Source organism: Streptomyces lacrimifluminis (assembly GCF_014646095.1).
Taxonomy (GTDB): Bacteria; Actinomycetota; Actinomycetes; order Streptomycetales; family Streptomycetaceae; genus Streptomyces; species Streptomyces lacrimifluminis.
Genome location: NZ_BMMU01000001.1, coordinates 368285 through 392370, shown reverse-complemented (window position 1 = coordinate 392370; position 24086 = coordinate 368285). Strand labels below are relative to the sequence as shown.

At 69.9% G+C, this 24086-nt stretch carries 17 protein-coding genes and 1 pseudogene; 10 read left to right on the top strand and 8 right to left on the bottom strand.

Annotation, left to right across the window (positions count from 1 at the left end):
- Positions 1 to 4: 4 nt before the first annotated feature.
- The 3 genes from IEY89_RS01865 (at position 5) to IEY89_RS01855 (ending at position 3701) form a co-directional block, all read left to right on the top strand.
- Positions 5 to 532: a glutathione peroxidase gene (locus tag IEY89_RS01865; protein WP_229695001.1), complete on the top strand. Its 528-nt coding sequence runs from the start codon at positions 5 to 7 to the stop codon at positions 530 to 532.
- 113 nt (positions 533 to 645) lie between these two features.
- Positions 646 to 1545, top strand: a complete 900-nt coding sequence (locus IEY89_RS01860; protein ID WP_189145419.1) for a MerR family transcriptional regulator — start codon at positions 646 to 648, stop codon at positions 1543 to 1545.
- Between the two features lie 320 nt (positions 1546 to 1865).
- Entirely contained in the window at positions 1866 to 3701 is a 1836-nt protein-coding gene (locus IEY89_RS01855; protein WP_229695000.1) for a DUF8823 domain-containing protein, read from the top strand.
- Between the two features lie 110 nt (positions 3702 to 3811).
- Here the strand turns inward: IEY89_RS01855 and IEY89_RS01850 are convergent, their stop codons facing one another.
- On the bottom strand, positions 3812 to 7096 hold the full coding sequence (locus tag IEY89_RS01850; protein WP_229694999.1) for a D-alanyl-D-alanine carboxypeptidase: 3285 nt from the start codon (positions 7094 to 7096) through the stop codon (positions 3812 to 3814).
- Positions 7097 to 7329: 233 nt separating this feature from the next.
- On the opposite strand from IEY89_RS01850, the gene IEY89_RS01845 reads away from it, so the two are divergent.
- The 3 genes from IEY89_RS01845 to IEY89_RS01835 all read left to right on the top strand — a co-directional run bounded on the left by IEY89_RS01845 (position 7330) and on the right by IEY89_RS01835 (position 9895).
- A complete protein-coding gene (locus IEY89_RS01845; RefSeq protein ID WP_189145417.1) occupies positions 7330 to 8085 on the top strand; it encodes a GOLPH3/VPS74 family protein in 756 nt (251 codons plus the stop codon).
- Positions 8086 to 8565: 480 nt separating this feature from the next.
- Positions 8566 to 9423 carry a helix-turn-helix domain-containing protein gene (locus IEY89_RS01840; RefSeq protein WP_189145416.1) on the top strand — a complete coding sequence of 286 codons (858 nt, stop codon included), beginning with the start codon at positions 8566 to 8568 and terminating at the stop codon, positions 9421 to 9423.
- A gap of 262 nt (positions 9424 to 9685) precedes the next feature.
- On the top strand, positions 9686 to 9895 hold the full coding sequence (locus IEY89_RS01835; protein ID WP_189145415.1) for a DUF397 domain-containing protein: 210 nt from the start codon (positions 9686 to 9688) through the stop codon (positions 9893 to 9895).
- A gap of 89 nt (positions 9896 to 9984) precedes the next feature.
- Here IEY89_RS01835 and IEY89_RS01830 read toward each other — a convergent pair.
- The 3 genes and pseudogenes from IEY89_RS01830 to IEY89_RS01820 form a co-directional block, all read right to left on the bottom strand.
- Positions 9985 to 10413: pseudogene (locus IEY89_RS01830) on the bottom strand (Scr1 family TA system antitoxin-like transcriptional regulator); the annotation flags it as partial.
- A gap of 193 nt (positions 10414 to 10606) precedes the next feature.
- Entirely contained in the window at positions 10607 to 11089 is a 483-nt protein-coding gene (locus tag IEY89_RS01825) for a hypothetical protein (RefSeq protein ID WP_189145413.1), read from the bottom strand.
- Positions 11090 to 11267: 178 nt separating this feature from the next.
- On the bottom strand, positions 11268 to 12119 hold the full coding sequence (locus IEY89_RS01820) for a hypothetical protein (protein ID WP_189145412.1): 852 nt from the start codon (positions 12117 to 12119) through the stop codon (positions 11268 to 11270).
- A 278-nt stretch (positions 12120 to 12397) separates the two neighbouring features.
- Here IEY89_RS01820 and IEY89_RS01815 point away from each other — a divergent pair, with 278 nt between their 5' ends.
- Positions 12398 to 13183: an SDR family oxidoreductase gene (locus IEY89_RS01815; RefSeq protein WP_189145411.1), complete on the top strand. Its 786-nt coding sequence runs from the start codon at positions 12398 to 12400 to the stop codon at positions 13181 to 13183.
- Between the two features lie 186 nt (positions 13184 to 13369).
- Complete coding sequence (locus IEY89_RS01810) at positions 13370 to 14932, top strand: sodium:solute symporter family protein (RefSeq protein ID WP_189145410.1); 1563 nt, start codon at positions 13370 to 13372, stop codon at positions 14930 to 14932.
- A 199-nt stretch (positions 14933 to 15131) separates the two neighbouring features.
- Here the strand turns inward: IEY89_RS01810 and IEY89_RS01805 are convergent, their stop codons facing one another.
- Together IEY89_RS01805 and IEY89_RS01800 are read right to left on the bottom strand one after the other, a co-directional pair.
- Entirely contained in the window at positions 15132 to 16265 is a 1134-nt protein-coding gene (locus IEY89_RS01805) for an ADP-ribosylglycohydrolase family protein (RefSeq protein WP_189145409.1), read from the bottom strand.
- 232 nt (positions 16266 to 16497) lie between these two features.
- The gene (locus IEY89_RS01800; RefSeq protein ID WP_189145408.1) at positions 16498 to 19863 is read right to left on the bottom strand and encodes a tetratricopeptide repeat protein; all 3366 of its coding nucleotides are present in this window, start codon (positions 19861 to 19863) and stop codon (positions 16498 to 16500) included.
- 121 nt (positions 19864 to 19984) lie between these two features.
- Here IEY89_RS01800 and IEY89_RS01795 point away from each other — a divergent pair, with 121 nt between their 5' ends.
- Positions 19985 to 20539: a DUF2165 domain-containing protein gene (locus IEY89_RS01795; RefSeq protein WP_189145407.1), complete on the top strand. Its 555-nt coding sequence runs from the start codon at positions 19985 to 19987 to the stop codon at positions 20537 to 20539.
- 216 nt (positions 20540 to 20755) lie between these two features.
- Here the strand turns inward: IEY89_RS01795 and IEY89_RS01790 are convergent, their stop codons facing one another.
- A complete protein-coding gene (locus IEY89_RS01790) occupies positions 20756 to 21325 on the bottom strand; it encodes a hypothetical protein (protein ID WP_189145406.1) in 570 nt (189 codons plus the stop codon).
- A gap of 123 nt (positions 21326 to 21448) precedes the next feature.
- Positions 21449 to 22345, bottom strand: coding sequence for a calcium-binding protein (locus IEY89_RS01785; RefSeq protein WP_189145405.1), 897 nt, complete (start codon positions 22343 to 22345; stop codon positions 21449 to 21451).
- Between the two features lie 305 nt (positions 22346 to 22650).
- Between IEY89_RS01785 and IEY89_RS01780 the strand changes: the two genes are divergently transcribed.
- On the top strand, positions 22651 to 24039 hold the full coding sequence (locus IEY89_RS01780) for a glycoside hydrolase family 43 protein (RefSeq protein WP_189145404.1): 1389 nt from the start codon (positions 22651 to 22653) through the stop codon (positions 24037 to 24039).
- Positions 24040 to 24086 lie beyond the last annotated feature (47 nt).

Sequence of the window (24086 nt, the reverse complement as noted above, 5' to 3'; positions counted from 1 at the left end):
GCTCATGACCACAGATGCCACCTCCCCTTCCTCCTCCCCCTTCGCCGACTCCCCCCTCGCCGTCGAGATCGGCGCCCTCACCGGCGGTTCCGCGGACCTCGCCCAGTACGCGGGCAAGGCCGTCCTCATCGTCAACGTCGCCTCCAAGTGCGGGCTGACCCCGCAGTACGCGGGGCTGGAGAAGCTCCAGGCGCGGTACGCCGAGAAGGGTTTCACCGTGCTCGGGGTGCCCTGCAACCAGTTCCTGGGCCAGGAGCCCGGCAGCTCCGAGGAGATCGCCGAGTTCTGCTCGGCGACGTACGGCGTGACCTTCCCGATGACCGAGAAGGTCGAGGTCAACGGTGACGCCCGGCACACCCTGTACGACCGCCTGGTCGGGTTCGCCGACGCCGAGGGCCACACCGGCGACATCCGCTGGAACTTCGAGAAGTTCCTCATCGGCCGCGACGGCCAGGTCGTCGGCCGTTTCTCCCCGCAGACCGAGCCGGAGACGGACGAGCTGGTGGGCGCGGTGGAGAAGGCCATCGGCTGACCTGTCCCGGTTCGCTGGCCCGGTTCACTGCTCCGGTTCATGCTCCGGTTCAGTGGTTGACCTTGTCCCTGGGGCAAGGCTGAGCGTCCTTGTCACCGGGCCGACCGTGCCCGGTGACGGAGGATGTCGGGGTGAACGGCTACGGGGACGACGACCTGCTCACCATCGGCGCGTTCGCCGCGCGGGCCCGGCTCTCGCCCAAGGCCCTGCGGCTGTACGACCGGCTCGGGCTGCTCGCCCCCGCGTACGTCGACGAGGCGAGCGGCTACCGCTACTACCGCACCGAGCAGACCGAACGCGCCCGTCTGGTGGCCCTGCTCCGGCAGCTGGACATGCCACTCGCCCTCATCGGCGAGCTGGTGACCCTGGCCGAGCTGGACGGGACGGCCGCCGCCGCGCGGCTCGCCGCCTACTGGGCGGACGTCGAGGCGCGGATCGCGGGTCAGCGGACGCTCGCCGGCTACCTCCGTGGACGACTGTCGGGGAGGAGCTCCGAGATGGAAGAGCTGTACGGAACGTTCGTGGTCGAGACCGTGGACGTGCCCGAGCGGGTGGTGCTGACCGAGACGCGGCACACTCTCGCGGATGAGTTGCCCGCGTGGATCGGGGCGTCGCTGGGGCGGCTGGAGACGGGGGCCCGGGAGTGCGGGGGCGTGACGGCGGCGCCGTTCGTCGTCTACCACTCCGAGGTGTCCATGGAGAGCGACGGCCCGGCCGAGTCGTGTGTCCCGGTCGCCGACGAGACCGCCGCGCGGGCCTGGGCGAAGGCACACGGGCGGACCCGGGAGACGGCCGTACGGGTGGAACCGGCCCGGCGGCTCGCGTACACGCGGATCACCAAGGCGCAGGTGGCCCATCCGCAGATCATCGCCGCTTTCGAGGCGGTGGAGCGGTGGCTGGCCGGGCAGGGGATCGAGCCGGTGGGGCCGTGCCGCGAGGTGTACTTCGCGGACTGGGACGCGGCGGGACCGGACGACGCGGTGTGCGACATCGCGTTCCCGATCGGTTCCTGAAAATGCCCTGGGGGAACCCGTAGGAGACCCTGAGCAGTGCCCTGAGGAGTGCCCTGAGAGGTGACCGGAAGGGCGCGGCCGGAATTATCCGGTCGCGCCCGCCCGGGAACCATCCCAAGCTGATGGGGCTCTTTTTCGTCATGCCTCGGTCACCGCCTGGTCACATGGGGCCGTGCAAACCAACGCCCGGGGTGCGATTAGCGTCTACCTCGGAGAGACCTCCACAGGACAGACACCCGCCCGTCGTCCGCGCGCGCCCGAGCCGAAGCGAAACGGAAGTTGCAGTGGCCTTTGCCGAGCTGACCCCACGCAGACCTGTCATGCGCGCCGACAAGCCCACGCAGGCACGTGAGGTGTGGCACGAGCGCCACCGGGTGGCACTGACGGTGACCGCGTGCGCGGTGCCGCTGTACTTCGTGTGGTGGGCGGTGTTCGCGACCGGCGGCGGCGACCTGGCCGCCCAGGTGGCGTGGGCCGAGTTCGCGAAGATGTACCCGGACTCCGCGTACAACCTGTTCTGGTACGGCGGTCTGCACGCGGCCAACTACAGCCTGATGTCCCCGTACCTGATGGCCGCCATCGGTGTCGTCGCGGCCACCATGCTCTCCGGGGTCGCGGCGACGCTCCTCGGTGCGGAACTCGTCGCCCGCACAGGCGTGCGCAAGCCGCTGTGGCCGGCCCTGGCGGTGGGGTTCTCGCTGTGGTGCCAGGTGATCTCGGGGCGCTCGACGTTCGTGCTGGGCACCGCCTTCGGGATGGCGGCCGTCCTTGCCGTGGTGAACGGGCGCGGCGCACGGCATCTCGGCATCGCCGCCCTGTGCGCGACCCTGGCCACCACCGGCAGCCCCGTCGCCGGTCTGTTCGTCCTCGTCGTCGGCGCCGCCTACCTGCTGTCGCGCGACTGGGGCAGGGCCGCGGCCCTGCTGGTGCCCCCGGTGGCCGTCGTGGGCGTCACGACGCTGCTGTTCCCGTTCGAGGGCGAGCAGCCGATGCCGTTCTCCCGTATATGGCCGCCCGTCGTGCTGTGCGCGATCATCGTCCTGACGGCCCCGAGCGCCTGGCGCACCCTGCGGCTGGGCGCCGCGGTGTACGCGGTCGGCGTGGTCCTCTGCTACCTGATCCCGACCCCGATCGGTACGAACGTCGAGCGGCTCTCGGAGCTGGCGGCCCCGGCGACACTGCTCGCGATCATGATGTACCGGACCGGGTGGGGGAAGGCCGAGGAGGCGGGCGAGGGGCGGCGGAGTGAGGATCCGGGCGAGGAGCGGACCGGGGCAGCTGCCCTGACACCCGCCACCGCCGCTGACACGGCTACCCCTACCCCTGCCGGTACCGGTACCGGTACGACTTCCTGGCTGCCCTTTCCCCTCCCCCACCCCTGGTTCACGTCCAGGCGGCGCATGGTGGCCCTCGGGCTCGCGATGGCCGTCTCCGTGAGCTGGCTGTCGGGCAAGACGATCGCCGACATCGTCACCAACACCACGGTGCCCGAGTGGGCCGTCAAGACGGACGGCGTCGTGAACGAGCTGAAACGGCTGGGCGCCGAGCAGACGCGCGTCGAGGTCGTACCGGCCCGGGACCACCGCGAGGCCGCCATCCTCGCCCCGTACATCAACATGGCCCGCGGCTGGAACCGGCAGGCCGACGTCGAGCGGGGCCGGCTCTTCTACGAGGGCCACGGCGGCACGGCGGAGCCCGAGGGCGGCTTCTCCCCCGAGGCCTACAAGGCCTGGCTGTCCCAGTGGGCGGTGGGCTTCGTCGTCCTCGTCAACGGGGAACCGGACGGCCCGGCGAAGCTGGAACACGCCCTGGTGACCAGCGGGCCGAGCTATCTCCAGCCCGTCTGGGAGGACGCCAACTGGAAGATCTACCGGGTCAAGAACGCGACCCCGCTGGTCGACAAGCCCGCCTCCGTGGTCAGCGCCGACGGAGCCAACCTCGTCGTCCGGATGCCGAAAGCCGGCGAGGTGACCGTACGGATCGCGTACTCGCCCTGGCTGTGGGCGGAGAACGGCTGCCTGACGGACGAGGGCGAGTTCACCAAGCTGACCGTCGAGCAGCCCGGCGACATCCGGATCAGCTCCACATACGGCGGGCCGTCCCGGGAGACGGCCCTGCAGTGCGAGAAGGAAGCGGACGAGAACGAGAAGCAGTAACGGGGCGCGAGTACCAGGACGTGAGGAAGGGACCGCCCCGATCGGGCCGGTCCCTTCCTCACGTCCTGCGCATCCTGCGCGCGTCCTGCACGCTTCCTGCTTCGTACCGGTCAGCCGACCCGTGTCAGCTTCTTGTCGAAGCCGGGCTCGACCAGGTCCTTCTGGAGCTGTACGGGGACCTTCACCGCGCCACCCTTGCCGTCGCCCACGGTGAGGCTGCCCACCGTGGTACCCGCCTTGGCGGAGTGCGGCAGGTCGTCGGCGGCGACGAACGACAGCTCGACCTTCCGCCCGGCCCAGCCGACCGCCGTGACGTCCTTGGACAGCACGACCGGTGTCTGCCCGCCGAGTCCGTCGTCGACATACCCGACGACGTCGCCCTTCTTGAGGATCTTCGACGAGAGCAGCTCCTCCCGGGCGCCGATCAACGCCGTCCGGCTCACGTTGTTGACGGTGTCGATGATCGGCGGCGTGTGCTGGCCGAGGATCGCGCCCACGACGGTGACCGTCTCACCACCGACCTCCTTGGTACCGGCGAAGAGCAGGTTGCCCCCGGCCGCGGTGGTGGTGCCGGTCTTGATGCCGATGGCGCCGTTGTACGGGACGAGGTCGTTGTAGTTCCGCCACTTCTGCCCCGACGGGTCGACCCAGGAGGGCTGCTTGGTGATGTCCATCAGCGCCGGGATCTGCACCAGCTCGTTGCCCAGTTTCACCTGGTCCTCGGCGGTGGAGACGGTGGTCTCCTTGAGGCCGGAGGCGTCGGTGTAGACGGTGTTCTTCATCCCGAGTTCCTTGGCGGTGTCGTTCATCTTCTTGATGAACGCCGCCTCGGTCCCCGCGTCCCAACGCGCCAGCAGCCGCGCGATGTTGTTCGCGGACGGAATCATGACGGCCGAGAGCGCCTGCTTCAGGGTGAGGACGTCGCCCTGTTTGACGGTGTTGAGGGTCGACTCGTCCTGCTTGTAGTAACCGCCCTCCTCCTCGGCGGTCGCGTCGATCTTGATCTTCGGGCCTTCCTCGCCGGCCTTCAGCGGGTGGCTCTTGAGGACGATGTACGCGGTCATGGCCTTGGCGACCGACCCGATGGCGACCGGCTTCTGCTCGCCGAAGTTCCCCATGGTTCCGATGCCGTTGACGTCCATCCAGCCCTGGCCTTCGGTCGGCCACGGCAGCGCGGCGGCCTTTCCGTCGAAGGTGTAGGAGTCCTTGGCGGTCAGCGTGAGCTCGGGGGCCGGCAGCGAACGAAAAGACTGTACGACCGCAAAGACGATCGCCAGCAGGATGACCACCGGGGTCCAGATCTTGACGCGCCGCACAATCGTCCGCACGGCGGTGTCCCGGGGCGGCGGCGTGTTCGTCAGCTCGGCCAGCAGATCCAGCGGGGGCATGGGCGGCAACGGCTGCTGCGTCGTCCGCTCCGGCCCGACCTGCGGGACGACGGCGGTGGCCTCGGCGGCGGCCACCTTGGGCGGCGTCGCGGACGGTTCGGCGGCGGGCGCCTCCGGGGACCCGGCGGCGGGCGGCACGACAGGCGGCGGTTTACGCGTGGCCGGGTCGTCCAGCTGCCTCAGAGCCACGAATTTACTGGTTCGCTCCGAAACGGACTCGCCCTTGACGTCCACCTCGGCGTCCGCCTTGGCGTCCGCGTCGCGCTTGTCGCCCTCGGCACCCGCGTCACCCTTGGCCTTCGCAGCCGCGAGGTCGCCCAGCTTGAGCATCGTCGTCGGCTGGTCGACGGGGGGTGCGGCGGGCGGGCGTACGGCCTTGAAGACGGCGGTGGGCTGGTCGACGGGGCGCCTGGACGCCGGATCGTCGGCGTCCGCGCCGGTGACAGGAGCGGGGGCCGCGCCGCCTTCGGCCCTCACCTCCGACTCGGGCCGCGAACCGGACGCGCTCTGGACCTCGGACGCGGCCTTGGCCCCGGATGCGGCACCGCCCCCGGCGCCGGACCCCGACTCGGCCGCGGCCTCGGTACCGGATCCCGACGTCGCCTCGGTACCGGGCTCGGCCTCGGGCTTCGCCTCGCTGCCGGACTCAGTCTCGGACTTCGGCTCGACCTCGGGTGCGATGCCGGTGGCGGTGACGGGCTTGGCCGCGCCCCCGGATTCGATGCCGGTGGTGGACTTCGACTCGACCGCGCTCCGGGTCCCAGTGCCGGATTCGGTGCCGGTGCCGGGCTTGGACGCGGCCCCGGGCTCAGTGCCAGTGCCGGATTTCGACCCGGACGAGCTCTCGGCCTTGGTGCCGGAGTCGGCCTGGGTGCCGGTGCCGGTGCCGAATTCCGGCTCGGCCCCGGATTTGGTGCCGGTGGCGGATTTCAACGCAGGAGCACTCTCGGCCGCGCTCCGGGTCCCGGAGTCGTTGCCGGCCTCCGGCTCGACCCCGGTCTCGGCGCCAGAGTCGGACTTCGGCTCGGCCGCTTTCTCTGCCCAAGTCCCGGTGCTCGCGCCGGACTTCGGCTCGGCCGCGCTCCGGGTCCCAGTGCCGGATTCGGTGCCGGATTCGGACTTCGGCTCGCCCCCGCTCCCGGTGCTCGCGCCGGACTTCGGCTCGGCCGCGTTCCCGGTCCAAGTCCCGGAGTCGGCACCAGGCTTGGGCTCAGCCGCGCTCCGCGTGCCGGATTCGGTGCCGGTGCCTGAGTCAGCGCCGGACTTCGGCTCGGCCGCGCTCTCGATGCTGGCGTCGGACTTCGGCTCGGGGTTCGATTTGCTCTCCGGGGCGCTCTCCGGCTCGGAGGAGTCCTTGCCGGGATCGCCGGATGCCCCGCCAGTGGCCTCAGAGGCACCTTGGGCGGCCTCGGAGGGCTCATCGGGTCCGGGATCGTCGGTGGCGTCCGGCGCGGGCTTCTCGGCGCCCTCGGGGGCGTCGGCCGGAGCTTCCGCATCCGGGTCCGTGTCCTCGTCCGTATCGGGGCCGCGGTCCTCGGCGGCACCCTCGACGCCTTCTGACTCCCCCTCGCCCCTGTTCCCGGCCCCGCGCTCACCCTCGTCGGGGCCGGCGACCCACGCGGCCACCGCCGCACGCAACCGGGTGCTGCCCGTTCCGTCGGTGCCGTCGCCGGGTCCGTCGGCCGAGTCGGCCCCGGCGGCAGCCTCGGGCTCGCTCGCGGCCTCCGCGGCCGTGTCCGCCGTACTCGCGTCGTCGTCGGCCTCGGCCTCCGGGGCCGCGTCCGCGTCCGCGGCTTCCGCCGGGAGCGGCGGGCGTTGGAACACCCGTGTCGCCGTATCGACGCCCCCGCGCGCCGTGGACTCCCGGTCCCGGGCCACCGCGAGCCGTGGGTCGCGTGCCCCGGCGCCGGTTTCACCCCTGGCCCCGGGAACCGGACCCGCGCTCCCCGACGTCGGTTCTTCCGACGACTCGCGCTGCTTCGACCTGTCGGGGGACTCGCCCGCCACCGATGCCTCCTTCGTGCGCCGCACGCTCACCGTGCGCCTACCGAACCGTGAACCGCCAACCGCCGCCCGAACGACACTGTCCGAACGAGCTACCAGTGTCCTGTGCGCAGCATTGACTCCTGCGGTAGACGAGAACGACATACCTACTGGTTCCACTACGAACTGGTCACGCCCTCTCGACAGATGAATGTGAGAGGGGTCACCCTGTCATTCATCCACGCGGGGAGGCATGGATGGGCAGGAGCCGCAGATCAATTCCGGAAGAGCTTCTTCTGCTGGCGTTGGACCCGGCCACGGGTACCACCGCACAGCCGCAGTCGCTCGACCTCGGTCTGGCCGGAGCACAGCTAGTGGAGCTGGCGATGGCCGGACGGATAGCCCCGGACGGGGATCGTATCGCCGTGGTCGTACCACGGCCGACTGGAGATCCAACACTGGACTGTGCGTTGGAACTGCTTCGCCGACGCGGAGCACCCGTACGCGCAGTGAACTGGATTGGCGGGCCCCGCCTGGGGCTGCGCCAGACCTACCTCTCGCATCTGGAGCGGTGCGGCATGGTGCATGCCGTGGCGGGACAGATGTGCGGGGTGCTTCCGACGACTCGCTATCAGGCGACGGACACGGAGATCAGCCGGGAGATCAGAGCCCGACTGGACACCGCCATCCGCACCGGCGTCCCGCCGGACCCACGGACGGCGGCGCTCGCCGCGCTGGCCCATGCGGTCGGTCTCGGCAAGCACCTGTATCCGGGTAACGAGGGACGTTCGTCCCGCTCCCGGCTGCGGGACCTGATCCGGCACGACCCCATGGGCGGCTTGGTAGCCCACGCTGTCATGGACGTGCAGAACGGCGTCGCGGTCCAGCCGCGCCGCAGCCCGGCACCGGCCGGCCGTCAGGCCGCCCCCGGAGCCAGGTCCGCACCGGAGCCCGCACGCGACGTTCCGATGCAGCCGCACCGCGGAACCATGGCGCGCGCCGTGGCTCACTGAGCCGCAGTCCCACGGCGAACGCCCGATCCGCGAAGCACCCGCACGACCCGCACCACCCCGCTCGACGCGCACGCGCACCACGCAGGACCTCAACAGCGCCGCACCGCAGTCCCCAAGACCGGTTCGGGAGCCGCCGGCCCGCGCGGGGCGGTGAGGGACCGTAAGGACGTCCGCACGGACTCCGACACGGCCCTCGCCACCCCGCGCGGCCGCATGTCCGGAGCCGGGTATCCGGCGCTCGCGCTCAGGCACCTGTCCTCCGACATCAGGCGCCCGGCACATGCGCGTCCGGAGCCGGCGGGGAACGCCCCCGGGTGACGAGCGGAATCCACCGAACTGGCGTGTACCGGACGCATATCTCCCGCCTCGGCACCGCATATCCGCAGTTTCCCAGCGGTAGCAAGCGCCTTGGTGGCAGTCTGCTCAACAGCAGATACGGAAAGTGGCAAGTACAGGTACACAGCCGGAGGTGCACGTCCCATGGCGTCCAGTGTCAATCCCACCGTCAGGCGGCGCCGGTTGGGCCAGGAGCTGCGCAGGCTCCGTGAACAGAAGGGCATGACGGCCGAAGAGGTCGCCGAGCGGCTGCTGGTCTCCCAATCGAAGATCAGCAGGCTGGAGAACGGCCGCCGCAGCATCAGCCAGCGCGATGTCCGCGACCTGTGCGGGGTGTACGAGGTCGAGGACCAGCGGATGGTCGACTCCCTGATGGAGATGGCCAAGGACTCCCGCCAGCAGGGCTGGTGGCACGCGTTCGGGGACGTCCCGTACAGCGTGTACATCGGGCTGGAGACGGACGCGGCGTCGCTGCGGGCCTTCGAGTCGCAGATCATCCCGGGCCTCCTGCAGACCCGCCCCTACGCCGAGGCCCTCATCCAGGGGGCGTTGCCCGAGACGTCGACGGACGACGTCGAGAAACGCGTCCAAGTGCGCCTGCGCAGGCAGGACCGCGTCTCCACCGACGACAATCCGCTGCGTCTGTGGGCCGTCATCGACGAGGCGGCGCTGCATCGCGTCGTGAGCAACCGCCTGGTGATGCGCGAGCAGTTGGAACACCTGGCCGAGATGTCCCAGCAGCCCCACGTCACCGTCCAGGTGCTGCCGTACGAGGTAGGCGCGCATCCGGGGCTGAACGGCCAGTACGCCATCCTGGAGTTCCCCGACGCGGCGGATTCGAGCGTCGTCTACATCGAAGGCGTCACCAGTGACCTCTATCTGGAGAAGGCGCCCGACGTGCAGAAATACAGCGTGATGTACGAGCATCTTCGGGCACAGGCACTGAATGTGGACCAATCACGCCAGTTCATCCTGAACGTCGCGAAAGAGTACGCGCGCTGACCGTCCCGGTTCCCTCTGGATCCCCTCCAGGCTCCCTCAGCCCGAAGAAGTGCCGCACCATACACCGCTGCCACTCAGGACCGGAAGACCCCAGTGGAATATGCCATCCGGAAGAGTGAACGACCGCTTCAGACGGAGCAGTTGGCGAGTAGCGTCGATCACGCCATCGAGGAATAAACGTTGGCGCAAACCGAACCACGAGTTCCGCATCGAACCCGCAGTCCGGTGACAGCAATTCGACAACTGGTCCACTGGAGCAAAAATGGCAATTCTGCAAGGCGTCACGGGAACCTGGACGAAGTCCTCCTACTCCGCCGGAAACGGCGCGTGCGTCGAGGTCAGGTCCACCGTGGCGACCGCTCTCGCCGTACGTGACTCCAAGGTCACGGCCGGCCCGACGCTGGCGTTCCCCTCGGACTCATGGAACTCGTTCGTGACCGAGGTCGGCCGGGGAACTCTCGCCCCCGCCTGACACACCGTGACGACCGACAACTTCATAAGCACCACCGAAAGAGCCCTCTCGACTGGCCCGCCGTCCTAGCCGAGGGGGCTCGGCCATGCTCAGACCGCGGACTCTTCGAGCAATCGGTCGAGCAGACCCATGGAGTCCTCCACCGACAGGGCGACATCCCCCGCCAACGCCTCCATCGCAGCCCGATAGAGAGCCACTTCGGCAGGATCGTTGGTCATGACGCTGGAGGTGAGAAGTTCGTTGTAGACGGTTGCCCCACCCCCGCCATACGTCAGGATCGTGAAGTCACCGTTGGAGCCGGGATGGGACGACCGGCGCAGTGGCACGACCTGGATGGTGATGTTCGGGCGCGTGGCGAGTTCCCTGAGCCGTCGGCGCTGTTCGCGCATGATGTGCGGCTGCCCGTCGAACTCGTGCAGGAGCACTGACTCCTGCATCACCACATGCAGGTCGAAGGGCGATGCCAGCCGGGTGAGGATCGACTGGCGGGCGGCATTCATGTCCGCCACCACGTCCGCCTCGTCGAGGCCGGCTTGCGAGCTGTCCCGTCCGGAGCCCCCTGTGTGAGAACCACGGCTCGCGCCCTGCTGACCGTCTCAGCCGAGATGATCCCGCCGCTCTCGACGGAGCGCGCACAGGTCACCAGCCGCGCGAAACGGAGCGCCTGGTGGTAATCACGGTCCGCACCAATCTCCACCTGGGCGACGGAGTTCAGGATCCAGAGCGCAGTCCCAGAGCGCTGTGCTCCACCACACCCGCGGGAAGATCGCTCTTCCCCGAAGCCCGAGCAGTCAGCTCCACGAGTCCGGCCCGGAGGTCGGCAGCCGACTCGCCAAGGACGATCGCGCTGATGATCAGCTCCATCATCAAACAGTCGTACTCGTCGCCCATCCTCCGAACGCGCTCCCCATCGGCCTCCACGACAGCAGAGGTGATCCTCCTGCCACCGGCCACGGGGGCAAGGGACACCTCGTAGATGCCGTGCCCGGTCCAACTCCGGTGCATGTAAACGACATCGGCTTCGACGAAGACGTTCCACTTCTCATCCATGTCCCGGGCTCGATATCCGCGCTGGATCCGATCCCAGTCGCCGTCAGTCCAGACACGACCGGGCAACTGAGACACCGGCCTCGGCGCGTTCATCGGATGAAGGCGCCGAAACGACTCTCGGGTGAGCGGGGCATCGGAAGACATGGGGTGATCCTACGGATGCACCACTTCAACAGGGCGACGCACTACCTCCAACCGGGCAGAGGGTGACCCCAACAACGCGCACAACACGCACAGTTGGACGGCTCCGCGTCCGCGAGCCGTCCCATACGGCAACGCTCCCAAATCACGCCGACCGCCACCTCACTCGCGAGGCTCCCGGTCAACGCAGCTCGGCGACGTACAGGTCCGTCCCCGGCACCGTCGGAATGAACGGCGCCACCAACTCCACCCGCCCCAGCCCCACTTCAGCGACCGCCTCCCCCAGCCCCGCGAAGTGCGACTCCCAGCAGTCCCGTGGGTCCGCCTCCAGGAACCACAGTAGCGTCAGCCGTACGTCCACACCCTCGACCTGCTTCACGTAGGTCATACGGTCACCGGGCAGCGGGGTCGGGTGGAAGACGGTGACCATCGCGGCGGGCGACCCGGCAAGCCGCCCGGGCAGGTGCCGGGTGCGCAGCCACTCCAGCAACCCCGCCCGCGCTTCGGGGCTTTCGGCGTCGATGACCTGCAACACCAGGCCCGCGTACGGGTGGTCCAGCGCATGGAAGTCACGGGGGCCGGTGGCGCCGTCCCGGTAGACCGTCGTCTCGTGGTCCTGGAACGCGGTGAAGACGTGGGTACGCTGCTGGAAGACACGTCCGTCTCGGTTGAGCCTCTTGTTGATCCCGACGGTCCACCGCATGTGCTCCTCGTAACGACCGGCGGTCATCCAGTAGACCGAGAGGTAGCAGCCGTCCGTAACCGGACAGGCAACGGCCGACTCGCTCGGGTAGCGCAGAAGTTGGAGATCACGTGTAGCCACCCAGCGCCGTCCCGCGTACATCCAGGGCATGGCCATCGCTCCAGCGATGAAATGATCATCTTCGTACCATCTGTGGTAGGCGCGTTCATGCCCTTGATGAGGCTCGACCATCGTGATCAGCGCATGTCCGACGTCAACCCCGTAGGGCCCGACCGAGGCCAGCTCCGCGTACAGGTCAGGATGGGCCCCTTCGCGTCCTGCGCCTTGCATGCACTCTCCCTCAGTCTCATCCGCCGCTTCCCCAGAACCACTCCTGACGGTACGTCAGATATCCAATGCGGGGAATGGGTGTGCGATGGGTCGCCCGAACGGGCGAATGAGCTCAATTCACGTCATGCCGTCAGGGAAGGGACGAGCCCCGTTCGACCCAGCTCACATCCGCCCGGTCTACGCGAGCCGAGTCGCCCAAGCACGCCGCTGGCCTTCTCCGCCGGACATCTCTACCCTGACGCCCCGTCAGGCGGTGAGTCCGAAGCTGGGAGGCTCCGATGTCGCTATTGGAAGGCCGGACCGTGGTCGTGTCCGGTGTCGGCGCCGGGCTCGGGCGGCAGGTCGCGGCGGCGGTCGTGCGGGACGGGGGGAACGCCGTGCTCGGGGCACGCACCGAGGCACACCTCGCGAAGACCGCCGGGGAGCTCGATCCGGACGGGGCGCGTACGGCGTACCGCGCGACCGACATCACCGACGAGGGGCAGTGCCGGGAGCTGGCCGCGCTGGCGTGCGAGCGGTTCGGGCGGATCGACGGAGTCGTCCATGTCGCCGCCTGGGACAGCTACTTCGGCGGGATCGAGGACGCGGACTTCGAGAGCTGGGCCGGTGTCGTCGACGTGAATCTACTGGGCACCCTGCGGATGACGCGGGCCTGTCTGCCGGCACTGAAGGAGCGGGGCGGGAGTGTGGTGTTCATCGGTACGCAGTCCGCCGTGGCCGCGCCCTCGCAGGTGCGGCAGGCCGCGTACGCCGCCTCCAAGGGGGCGCTGACGAGCGCGATGTACTCGCTGGCACGGGAACTCGGGCCCCATCGGATACGGGTCAACACCGTGCTGCCGGGGTGGATGTGGGGGCCGCCGGTGGAGGCGTACGTGCGGTTCACGGCCCAGGGGGAAGGGGTGCCGGAGGCCGAGGTGCGGGGGCGGCTCGCGGAGCGGATGGCGTTGCCCGAGCTGGCCACGGACGGGGATGTCGCGGACGCGGTGGTGTTTCTGGCGTCGGAGCGGGCTCGGGCCATCACCGGGCAGTCGTTGCTGGTGAACGCGGGTGAGTTGATGCGGTAGCTGATATTCCGCCAATCTTTCAACGGTCGCGTCGAGTTCATGGACATGAACTCAAGTCAGTGCGGCGAACTTTTTTACTCCCTCTTGACTATACGAGCTGTTGTCGCTGCCATGCCGGCGAATCGACGATGAGCGGGCGCTCGACACCCCCGCTCCGCATGCTCGACCGCCCCTGGGAGGGAGCACATGAACGGTCTCGACTGGGCCGTGCTCATCGCTTACTTCGGTGTGATGGTCGCGATCGGCGTCTGGTCCCACAAACGGGTCGACAACGTCAGCGACTTCTTCACCGCGGGCGGGAAGATGCCCTGGTGGCTGTCCGGCATCTCCCACCACATGTCGGGGTACAGCGCGGTGATGTTCACCGGTTACGCCGGCATCGCCTACACGTACGGCGTCACGTCGTTCGTCACCTGGTCCTTTCCCATCGCGCTGGGCATCGCCATCGGGTCCAAGCTGTTCGCGCCCCGCATCAACCGGTTGCGGTCTCGGCTCCATGTGGCGTCCCCGCTGGAGTATCTGAAGAACCGGTACGACCTGAAGACCCAGCAGGCGCTGGCATGGTCCGGAATGCTGCTGAAGATCGTGGACGTCGGCGCCAAGTGGGCCGCGATCGCCACCCTGTTGTCCGTCTTCACGGGCATCTCCCTGAACCAGGGCATCCTCATCACCGGCACCATCACGGCCGTCTACTGCACGATCGGTGGCCTGTGGGCGGACGCGCTGACCGAACTGGGCCAGTTCGTCATCCAGTTGCTGGCCGGCGTCGCGATGTTCGTGGCCGTGGTCATGGAGCTCAACGACAAGAACATCGGCTTCCTCGGCGCCTGGGACGAGCCGGAGCTGAAGGGCCACGGGGAGCCGCTGGTCGGCCCCTACGGCACCGTCTTCCTCATGGCCTTCCTCTTCATCAAGCTCTTCGAGTACAACGGCGGCATGCTCAACCAGGCCCAGCGCTACATGGCCACCGCCAGCCCGAAGGAGGCCGAGCGCTCGGCGAGGCTGTCGGCGATCCTCTGGCTGGTGTGGCCGGTGGTCCTGTTCTACCCCATGTGGATGTCGCCGCTGCTGGTGGAGTCGCAGAAGCCGGACGGCTCCGACTCCTACGGGCTGATGACCGAACAGCTCCTGCCACACGGTCTGTTGGGCCTGGTCATCGTCGGCTTCTTCTCCCACACCATGGCCATGTGCTCCTCCGACGCCAACGCGATCGCCGCCGTCTTCACCCGGGACGTGGCGCCGGTGATCTCGACGCGGGCCCGGAACTGGAGCCAGCGGTCGGGGCTGATCGCGGCGCGGCTCGCGACGGTCGTCTTCCTCGGTCTGTCCATGGCGGCGGCCACGCAGGTCAACTCGCCCGCGTTCAAGGACATCATCACCGTCGTCATCAAGTGGGTGGCCGGACTGATGGGGCCGATGGCGATTCCGATGATGCTGGGGCTGCTGCGGCCGTTCCGGCGGTCGGGGCCGACGGCGGCGCTGGGAAGTTGGTCGATGGGGCTGTTCGCCTTCTGGCTGGTGAACTATCCGATCAACTGGAGTGTGGAGGGCGGGGTGCCGCTCCAGTACCAGGTGTCGATCCCGCTGGCTGTGTCGCTGGTGCTGTACATCCTGATCGGCTTCCTGCGGCCGGAGGACACGCCGGAGCGGTTGGCGGTCATCGAGACCGTGAACACGGACGGGGACGACGGGATGGCGGTGCGGGTGCCTGTGGGGGAGCCGGTGGACACGGTGCCCGGGAAGGGGTGAGCGAGGGTGTGTGGGGGCGGATTCTCGCCCCCGCCGCCCCTACCCGTCCCATCCTGAACCTGGGGGCTGTGCCCCCAGACCCCCCTTCGCGCTGAACGCGCTCGTCCTCAAACTCCCCCAGAGGGGAGGACCCCCGGACGGGCTGAGATGCCTGGGCCTGGGCTGAAATGCCTGAGCCCGGCCCGGAAGCATCTGCCTCTCACGCCCGCGGGTACCGCGTGAGCCACCCCGGGGACGACCCTGCCGGACCGTGCAGGGCCGGTCCCTGGGTCATCTCCATCGCGAAGTCGTCGGCGAGGACCAGCATCGTCGGTCGGCCCTCCAGCTCCGCCAGCCAGGCGGGCGGGAGGGCCGTCTCGCCGTGCAGGGCACCCAGCAGGCCGCCGGTCAGGGCGCCCGTCGCGGCCGACGGGCCGCCGTGGTTGACCGACAGGGACAGCCCGTGGCGGACGTCCTCGCCGACCAGCGCGCAGTAGACCGCCACGGACAGGAGGCCCTCCGCCGTGCCGGCGCCGGCCAGGTCCGCGACCCGCGCGGGGGACGGGATGCCCTGGCGTACGGCGCCCAGGGCTCGTTGGAGGGCCTCCGCCACCTGCTGGTGCCCGGGTCTGGCCGCCAGCATGGCCAGCGCCCGCTGCACCGCCGCGTCGAGGCTCTCGCCACGCGCCAGGCCGTGCACGATCACGGCGTACGCGCCCGCCGCCAGGTAGCCCGTCGGGTGGCCGTGGGTCTGCGCGGCACACTCCACCGCCAGCTGCATCACGAGCTGCGGTTCCCAGCCGACCAGGAGCCCGAACGGGCCCGAGCGGGCCGCCGCCTCCGCCCCCGCCTCGCCGGGGTTCTTGGGCGCTTCCAGGGTGCCCATCGTCTCGTCGCCGAGGCCGAGGAGACAGGCGAGGGCCGGGTCGCGGCGGACGTACAGCCACTCCTCGCGGGCCAGCCAGCCGTCCTCCTTGCGGCGCTCGTCGGGCCCCCAGTCGCTCTGGGTGGCCCTCCAGCGGCGGTAGGCGCGGTGCAGGTCGGTCGGCGGGTGCCAGGCGCCGGTGTCGCGGCGCACCTGGGCGCGGATCAGGCCGTCCACGGTGAAGAGGGTGAGCTGGGTGAGATCGGTGATCGCGCCGCGTCTGCCGTACGCCGAGGCCAGCTCGGTGAGTCCGTCCGCGCCGTACGCCTCGTGGATGGAGTCGAGGGCGAGTCCGTCGAGCGGGGCGCCCAGGGCGTCGCCGAGGGCCGCGCCGAGCAGGGTGCCGCGGACCCGGCTGCGGAAGTCCTGCTGTTCGGAGCGGCCCCAGATGGCGCCGGACGCGGCACCGGTCACGCCACCGGATGTCATCACACCCACCTCGGACCTCCCTCACAGCATCGTTCGTTCGATTGACAGCTCAGCACTGTAATCGACCGGGAACGGTCCGTTCAGGGCCCGATTGGTATGCGGAATGTGACCCGAGTGGGCATGAGTCGGCACGAGTGATCCCGGCTGGTCACCAATCGGGAGCCTTACGCCGTCCCCCACACCCCTCTCACACATCTCACGCCTCACACCCCCCGCACATCTCACGCCTCTGTCATTTCGCGTACCGCCTGCTGATCGCCTCCCGCGCGTCCCGCACGCGTTCCAGTCGTACGGTGATCCGCTCCCGTTCCTCCGCCGGCCCGCCCGGCGCCGCGGCCAGCTCGCTCAGCAGGTCGGCCAGCCATGCCACGTCCACCCACTCCCGTGTACCCGTGAGCAGACCGGCGAGGTGTTCGTCCAGGTCGGCCCAGTCGCCCAGGCCCGCCGCGATCACCGCGCGCAGGAAGCCCGAGGCGCCCTCGGCCAGGTTCCAGCCGGAGGCCAGCCGGTCCGCCTCGCGCCAGACCGGGCGGGCGGCCTCCCGGCCCTGCTCCCCGGCGACCGCGAGGGCGAGACAGAAGGCGCCGCCGGCCTCGTGCAGGCCGCGCATCCGGTCCGCCGTCTCCCGGGCCGCCCTCCACTCCCCCGTCCTGCGCTGGGTGCGGGCCAGCTCCTCCAGACCGGCCGGTTCCGCGAGCCCGTGCCGCGCCGCCTCCGCGAGCGCCGTCGCCGCCTCCTCGGGGCGCCCGTCCAAGAGGTGGATCTGCGCGAGGGTGTGGTGCGCCCAGGCGCGGTCGTCGCCGATCACGAGATAGCGGTGGAGGTCGGTACGGGCGTCCTCGGGGCGACCCACCGCCAGCAGGGTCATGATCCGGCGCATCAGCTGCCAGGCCCCGTCCGGGTCGAGCGCGACCGCCCGGTCCAGATCCGTCAACGCCTCACCGTACAGCCGGAGTTCGTGGAGTACGGCGCCCCGGCAACCGTTCGCCCACACGCTGTCCGGGGCCAGTGCGAGCGCCCGGTCTAGGTCCGCGCGCGCCTCCTCGAACCGGCCCAGGCAGCGCAGCGCCTCGCCCCGGTTCCACAGCGCCCACGCGCTCTCGGGCTCCAACCCGACCGCCCGGTGGGCGTCTTCGTAGGACGCCTCGTAGCCGTCGGCCCGGCGGTGCACCACCGAGCGCTGCACCAGCGCCCAGGCGTACGCCGGATACAGCTCCAACGCCTTGTCCAGGTCGGCCAACGCCTCGTCGTGGCGGCCGAGTCGGCTGTGGGAGGCGCCCCGGCTGGCGTACGCCGACGCGTACGCGGGGTCGAGCCGGAGGGCGCGGTCGTAGTCGTCGAGTGCCTCGGCGTCGCGGCCGGCGGCCCGGAGCGCGTCGCCGCGCTCGCACGCGACCCAGGCCAGCTCGGGTCCGAGGGCCACCGCCCGGTCCAGGTCGGCGAGTTGACCGGCCCGCTCCCCGCGCGAGCGGTGCACGCGGGCCCGCCGGACCAGCGCCCACACGTGCTCGGGGTCCAGTTCGAGGGCCCGGTCGAGGTCGGCGAGGGCGCGCTCGGTGTCGCCGGTGGCGTGCCGGGTGACGCCGCGGGAGGCCCAGGCGCCGGCCAGGTCGGGGCCGAGGGCGACGGCCCGGTCCAGGTCGCGGACGGCTTCCTCGTGGTGGCCGAGGATGCGGTGGTAGTCGCCGCGTACGAAGAGGACGCGGGCGGTGTCGGGGGCCAGTTCGTCGGCGCGGTCGAGGTCGGAGACGCCGGCCGCGTAGTCACCCTGTTCGGCGCGGGTGACGCCCCGGCCGTAGTAGGCGCGCTCCAGCCCGGGATCGAGGGCGATGGCCTGTTCGTACTCCCCGAGGGCCTTGTCGTACTCCCCGCTCATGCGCAGTGCGCGCCCGCGCAGCATGCGTGCGACGGCCTGTCCGCGCGCGTCGAGCCCGGCGCGGCCCAGCAGCAGCGCGAGCGCGCCGAGCACCCCGTCTTCCCCGCGCTCCCGTCCCTCGGCGTCGGCCGCGAGCGCGTCGAGAAGGTCGCGGCCCCAACTCCGCACCGCCGGAGCCTCGTTGTCGTCGCCCGCCTCCACCAGGACGCGCGCCCAGCGCCGGGCGACCACCGCCCCGTGGTCACAGGCTTCGACGACGTCCCGCAGGACGACGGGCAGGGCGGTACGGGGGGACGCGCACAGCAGGTGGTACGACTCCGCGAGCCGTAGCTCCCGCCACTCCTCCGTGGCCCACAACTCGTCGGCGGGAAGCGGTACTTCGGCCTCGGTGCGCCACCGGGCGAAGGTGTCGGCGAGGCCGGTGTGCTGCTCGGCCCAGCGGCGCGGGGAGCGGTGCCGCTGGAGTCGGAGCATGGGGGCGCGTACGACGTCGTGGTACTGGATGCGGTCGCCTCGGTCGCTCACGAACGGCAACGCCCTCAACCACGCGAACAGCAGGTCGAGTTCGGTGTCGTCCCGCGCCTGCCCGGAAGCGGAAGCCGGGAGGACGGCCCGGAAGATGTCCGCGTCCAGGCGCCGGGGCAGGGCGCAGGCGAGGGCGGCGGCCTGGCGTACCGGGTCGGTCTCCCACTTGAGGAACCGTCCTACGGCGGTCGCGCTCGGGTCGCCGATGCCGTCCGGGTCGGTGGGGCGGGCCTCGGCGAGGGTCGACACCAGCACCGGCAGCCCGCCGGTGAGCCGCAGCACCTCCGCGACGACCGGCTCGTCCGTCACCCCCTTGTCCGCGAGCAGTCCACGCGTCTCGGCCTCGGTGAACGGTCCGAGCGGCACCTCGGTCACGAAGTCGGCGAAGCCGCCCCAGCGCCCGGTGTCGAAGGGGCGTTGACCTGCGGTGACGAGGACGAGGTTGGCGGGGAAGGAGAGGTCGCCGTAGCGATCGGTGGTCATGATGTCGTGCAGCCAGCCGTCGAGGAACGGGCCGGTGCGCTCGTACGTGTCGAGGAACAGGACGATCCAGGGCACGGCGGCGCAGATGTCGTCCAGCTCGGCGAGCAGCACCGGGGTGAGGGCGCGCTCGGGCGCCAGGACGAGCTGTACGTCGTCCTGGTTGCGCAGCCGGGCGGCGATCCCGGCCCGTACCCGGTCGGCGCCCTGGGCGATCCGGTCGGCGTCGAGGGCGCCGGCGAACGGTCCGACGACCGGGATGAGTCCGGCGCCGACGAGGCCGATCCGGGCGGCCGTCAGACTGCCGGCCGAAGGGCCCTCGGGCTGCGGTTCGAGGCTCGCGACGGCGGACTCCGCCTCGTGCCGTCGCTCCCGGTGGGCCGCGAGCAGCCGTTCCAGCTCCTTGAACCGCCGCCCCTGGGCCGCGAACTGACGGCACATCACCACCAGTGCCTCCGGGACGCTGCCGGCGCCCTCGTCGACGTACGCGGTGAGCGCGCCGCGTTCCTTGGCCTGCTTCTCCAACTCCCGTACCAGGAAGGTCTTCCCGACGCCGGCGTTGCCGTGCACATGGAAGCGGAAGCGGTGGCGTTCGTCGTCCGGCGGCAGATCGAAGTTGGCTCGGAACGCGGCCCGTTCGGCGAGCCGGGCGACGAACCCGGCGTGTCTGCGCTGCTCGATCAGCTGCCGCATCGACTGCCGCGGGGCCTGAGCCATCCGTACGTCTCCTCGTGTCGTGGCCTGTCTGGGGGTGCCTGGTCGGGGCGCCCTTCAGTCTGGCTCAACTCCCGGGCAGGGGCGGGGAGACGGCGACCGGGCCGTTCCATAGGGTTACCTCATGACCACGACAGGTACCCCCCACCCCACCCGTACCGCCCGGCCCTCCCACACCGCGCTCACCCTCGCCGCGACCCTGCTGACGGCGACGGTCGCGCTCTACATCGCCCTGGTGGCGCTCGGCAACATCACCGACTTCGACTCGAACCAGCAGTTCGTGCGCCATGTCCTCGCGATGGACACCACGTTCAAGGACGACGATCTGATGTGGCGGGCCATCACGTCCGAGGGCCTCCAGGACACCGCGTACGTGGCGATCATCGTGTGGGAGACGCTCGCCGCGTGCGTCCTCATCGGCGCCACCTGGCTGTGGGTCCGCCGCGACCTCGAACAGGCACGGCGCATCTCGACGTACGGCCTGCTGATGCTGATGCTGCTGTTCGGCGCCGGTTTCATCGCGATCGGCGGCGAGTGGTTCGCCATGTGGCAGTCGGACGACTGGAACGGGCTGGACGCGGCGACGCGCGTGTTCACGCTGAGCGGGGTGGTGCTGCTGGTGATCCACCTGCCGATGGGCGCGCCCTCACCGGCCTCCGCCGCGAAGTCCACCGACTGAGGAACACACCCGCGTCTCTCCGGGAACGGGAATGGGAATGGGCCCGTTCCCGGAATCCGGCACCAGGATCGACCCCGGAATCCGACCCCGGAATCCGGTCAGGACAGTCGCTTCTTCTCCGCGTAACAGGCGGGAGCGAAACCGTCGTTGTCCGTGCCGGTCGGGCCCGCCCGCCGCAGAGGTGAGGGGACCCGCGACCGCGGCAGCAGCCGTCGGCTATTCGACCACCGTGACCGTGGTCCCCGCGGAGCCGAAGGCCCAGACAGCGTCCCCGTCCGCGACCTTCATCCGGATACCGCCGGTCTGTGTCCCCGACACCGGCGGAGGCGACGAGCCGTCGAGCGCGTTGGAGAACGCGATGTTCACCCCGGACTTGGCGGCGAAATACACGACGTGCTCGATCTGGACGCCGTCCGAGCCCGTGAGGGCGTCGGTGCGCTTGGACACCGTGTACGTCCCCGGGTCCGGGCTCACCGAGCCCGGCCACACCGCGAACGTGCGGCGGGACTGGTCGCTCGCGTCGATGAGCCAGACCCGCTTCTGGCCGAGCGAGTAGACGACCCGCCGTCCGGTCCCCGAGCCGTCCGGCACGGCCGCCTCGGCGGCCTGGCTGGGCTTGGCGGAGGGCTTCGCCGAGGCCGACGCGCTGGGTTTGGCGGCGGCGGTGGCGTGGGGCTGCGGACCCTGCTCGGCCTTCACCGCCAGTACGGTGACCGCGGCGACCGCGCCCAAGGTCAGACCGGTGACCCAGACCGATGAGGGAAGCCGTCGGGCAGCCACGGTCACGCATCTCCTCAGCAACGGAACCCGCCGCCGGGTCCTCCGCCGGGGGTCGGATCATCGTACTCCGGTGCGGGGTCCGTCCCCGGCGGGACGGGGGCCGGGCGTCGGGCGGGCGGGATGCCGGTGTCAGTCCTGGCGGACGACGTTGCGGCCGGGGCCGCCCGTGAGAGTGTCCTTGCCGGGGCCGCCGTAGACCTTGTCGTTGCCGCTGTTGCCCTGGATCGTGTCGTTGCCGCTGTTGCCGTAGAGGATGTCGTTGCCGGGGCCGCCGTAGATCGTGTCGTCTCCGGTGCCGCCGCGCACCGTGTCGTTGGCGTCCCCGCCCCACAGGGTCTGGTGGCCCGCGCCGCCGTAGACGAAGTCGTTGCCCGTGCCCCCGTCGGCATGGCTGTCGACGCCGTCGGCGTAGAGCTTGTCGACGCCGTTCTGGCCCCTCACCCAGGACTGGGCACCGATGTGGACGGTGTCGTTGCCGTCCCCGGCGTCGACGGATGAGTCGGAACCCGCCGTGACGGTGTCGTCGCCCTTGCCGCCCTGGATGTAGTTGCCGCCGACACTGCCGATCTCGGCCGCCCTGTCATTTCCGGGGCCCAGTTCGATCTCAACCTGGTAGTTGGTCTGGCCGGTGGTGTTGTTGGCGGTGATCGTGTCGTTGCCGTCGCCGAGATCCATGGACAACCCATCGCCCCCGCGCTCGAAGATGTTCGTGCAGGAGACCCTGGTGAGGTCCGCACTGTCAGGGCGGGTGCAGTGACCATCGCTCATGGCGATGTCGACCGGGACCACGTCGTCGATGACGTAGGTGTATCTCCAGCCGTTGGTCCCCGACGTTGTGACGGTCAGCTTGTTGGTCTGACCGGGCGCGGCATCGTAGAAGAATTCGCCTGTGTAGCCGAGCACCACCCGGGCCTCCGGTACCGCGGCGGAGGCGGGCTGCGCGATCAGGGCGGTCAGCCCGGCAGTGAGCAGGGTCAGGGCCGAGGCCACACGTAGCGACTTGCGGCTGACGCGCTGAGAGGACATTGCACAACCTCCGTGAGGGGCAAGCGGTTTCAACACCCCCAGGTGACTCACGACGCCTACAGAGGGTTGTGCGCAAAGAATCCCCACAGCCTCGCCAGAGTGATTGACGAGCAGGGTGGGGCGATCTACCTTCTGATCGACTTTCCGAACCTAGTTCGAAATTTCGGCCATTTCGCTTGCCTGGGCTGCGCGTTCCACGTCCCCGTTCACCCCGTTCCCCCTCCCCCACACACGGGTCGCGCAGCCGCTCACTCCACTCCTGGACCCGCATCCACCCCCTCGCCAGCACCCGCTTGGAGACAAAGATGAGCGCAAGACCCCAGCCGTCCCGCCGTCTCTTCCTCGGCATGGCCGCCACCGCTCCTCTCGCCGCGTCCGGCGTCCTGACCCTCGGCGCCGGCACCGCCCACGCGGCGGACTCGGCGTACGTGATGTGCTACTTCACCGAGTCGACGAGCCTCGGGCTGGGCACCGACTACGGCCTCCACCTGGCCGTCAGCACCGACTCGCTCAACTGGACGCCGCTGAACCAGAACAACCCCGTGGTCACCCCCACCGCGGGCGCCCTCGGCCTGCGCGACCCGTTCCTCATGCGCAAGCAGGACGGCACGTTCGTCGTCATCGCCACCGACCTCAAGGGCACGGACTGGTCGTACAACAGCCAGTACATCCACGTCTGGGACTCCGCCGACCTGCGCACCTTCACGGGCTACCGGCGCCTGAAACTCCACGACATGACCACCCACAGCTGGGCGCCCGAGGCGTTCTGGGACGCCGGGCGGGGCCAGTACGCGGTGATCTACTCGTCGGTCAACTCCAGCGGCCACAACGTGATCATGGTCAACTACACGAGAGACTTCGTCACGGCATCGAGCCCACAGGTCTTCTTCGACCCCGGGTACGACGTGATCGACGGGAACATGGCCGTCGGCGTCAACGGCTACAACTACCTGTTCTACAAGAAGAACCAGACGCTGGTGTCGGCGCGTTCCACGTCCCTCGACCCGGGCAGCTTCACCGAGTACAGCGCGGGCGTGGCGCACGGCGGCACCGAGGCCCCGACCGTGTTCAAGTCACTGACGTCGAACACCTGGTACCTCTGGGGCGACACCTACACGCCGAACGGCGTCTTCTACGCCTGGCAGACCAGCAACCTGGCCTCGGGCACCTGGACCGCGCTGGACCAGAAGACGTACACCCAGCCGGTCAACTCCAAGCACTGCGGCATCGCGACGATCACTACGGCCGAGTACAACAACCTGCTCACCAAGTGGGGCTCCCCTGCCTGGAACCGCCTCAAGTCGTACAACTACCCCTCCCGTTACGTCCGCCACGCCGACTACAAGGCCCGCATCGACGAGTACCCCTTCGACCTGTACACCGACTCGGAGTGGAAGCTCGTCCCCGGTCTGGCCGACAGCGCCGGGGTCTCCTTCCAGTCGGTCAACTACCCGACCCGCTACCTCCGGCACTACAGCTACGCCCTCCAACTCGACGTCAACGACGGCACGTCGACCTTCGCGGGCGACGCGACGTTCTACCGTACGGCCGGGCTGGCGGACAGTTCGTGGGCGTCCTTCCGGTCGTACAACAACCCGACGCGGTACATCCGGCACGCGGGCTACGTGCTGCGGATCGACCCGATCTCCACGACTGGTGAGCGGCAGGACGCCACGTTCCGGGTGGGGTACTGAAGCGGGCGGACCCCACGGTGACCACGATGAGGTGAACCGCCTCGGGT

Excerpts from the sequence above, each read along its gene's own strand:
- IEY89_RS01825 (WP_189145413.1), bottom strand. The coding sequence starts at position 11,089 with ATGTCTTCCGATGCCCCGCTCACCCGAGAGTCGTTTCGGCGCCTTCAT.
- IEY89_RS01785 (WP_189145405.1), bottom strand. The coding sequence starts at position 22,345 with ATGTCCTCTCAGCGCGTCAGCCGCAAGTCGCTACGTGTGGCCTCGGCC.
- IEY89_RS01835 (WP_189145415.1), top strand. The coding sequence starts at position 9,686 with ATGGCAATTCTGCAAGGCGTCACGGGAACCTGGACGAAGTCCTCCTAC.
- IEY89_RS01865 (WP_229695001.1), top strand. The coding sequence starts at position 5 with ATGACCACAGATGCCACCTCCCCTTCCTCCTCCCCCTTCGCCGACTCC.
- IEY89_RS01840 (WP_189145416.1), top strand. The coding sequence starts at position 8,566 with ATGGCGTCCAGTGTCAATCCCACCGTCAGGCGGCGCCGGTTGGGCCAG.
- IEY89_RS01845 (WP_189145417.1), top strand. The coding sequence starts at position 7,330 with ATGGGCAGGAGCCGCAGATCAATTCCGGAAGAGCTTCTTCTGCTGGCG.
- IEY89_RS01815 (WP_189145411.1), top strand. The coding sequence starts at position 12,398 with ATGTCGCTATTGGAAGGCCGGACCGTGGTCGTGTCCGGTGTCGGCGCC.
- IEY89_RS01810 (WP_189145410.1), top strand. The coding sequence starts at position 13,370 with ATGAACGGTCTCGACTGGGCCGTGCTCATCGCTTACTTCGGTGTGATG.
- IEY89_RS01805 (WP_189145409.1), bottom strand. The coding sequence starts at position 16,265 with ATGACATCCGGTGGCGTGACCGGTGCCGCGTCCGGCGCCATCTGGGGC.
- IEY89_RS01800 (WP_189145408.1), bottom strand. The coding sequence starts at position 19,863 with ATGGCTCAGGCCCCGCGGCAGTCGATGCGGCAGCTGATCGAGCAGCGC.
- IEY89_RS01780 (WP_189145404.1), top strand. The coding sequence starts at position 22,651 with ATGAGCGCAAGACCCCAGCCGTCCCGCCGTCTCTTCCTCGGCATGGCC.
- IEY89_RS01855 (WP_229695000.1), top strand. The coding sequence starts at position 1,866 with ATGCGCGCCGACAAGCCCACGCAGGCACGTGAGGTGTGGCACGAGCGC.
- IEY89_RS01820 (WP_189145412.1), bottom strand. The coding sequence starts at position 12,119 with ATGCAAGGCGCAGGACGCGAAGGGGCCCATCCTGACCTGTACGCGGAG.
- IEY89_RS01795 (WP_189145407.1), top strand. The coding sequence starts at position 19,985 with ATGACCACGACAGGTACCCCCCACCCCACCCGTACCGCCCGGCCCTCC.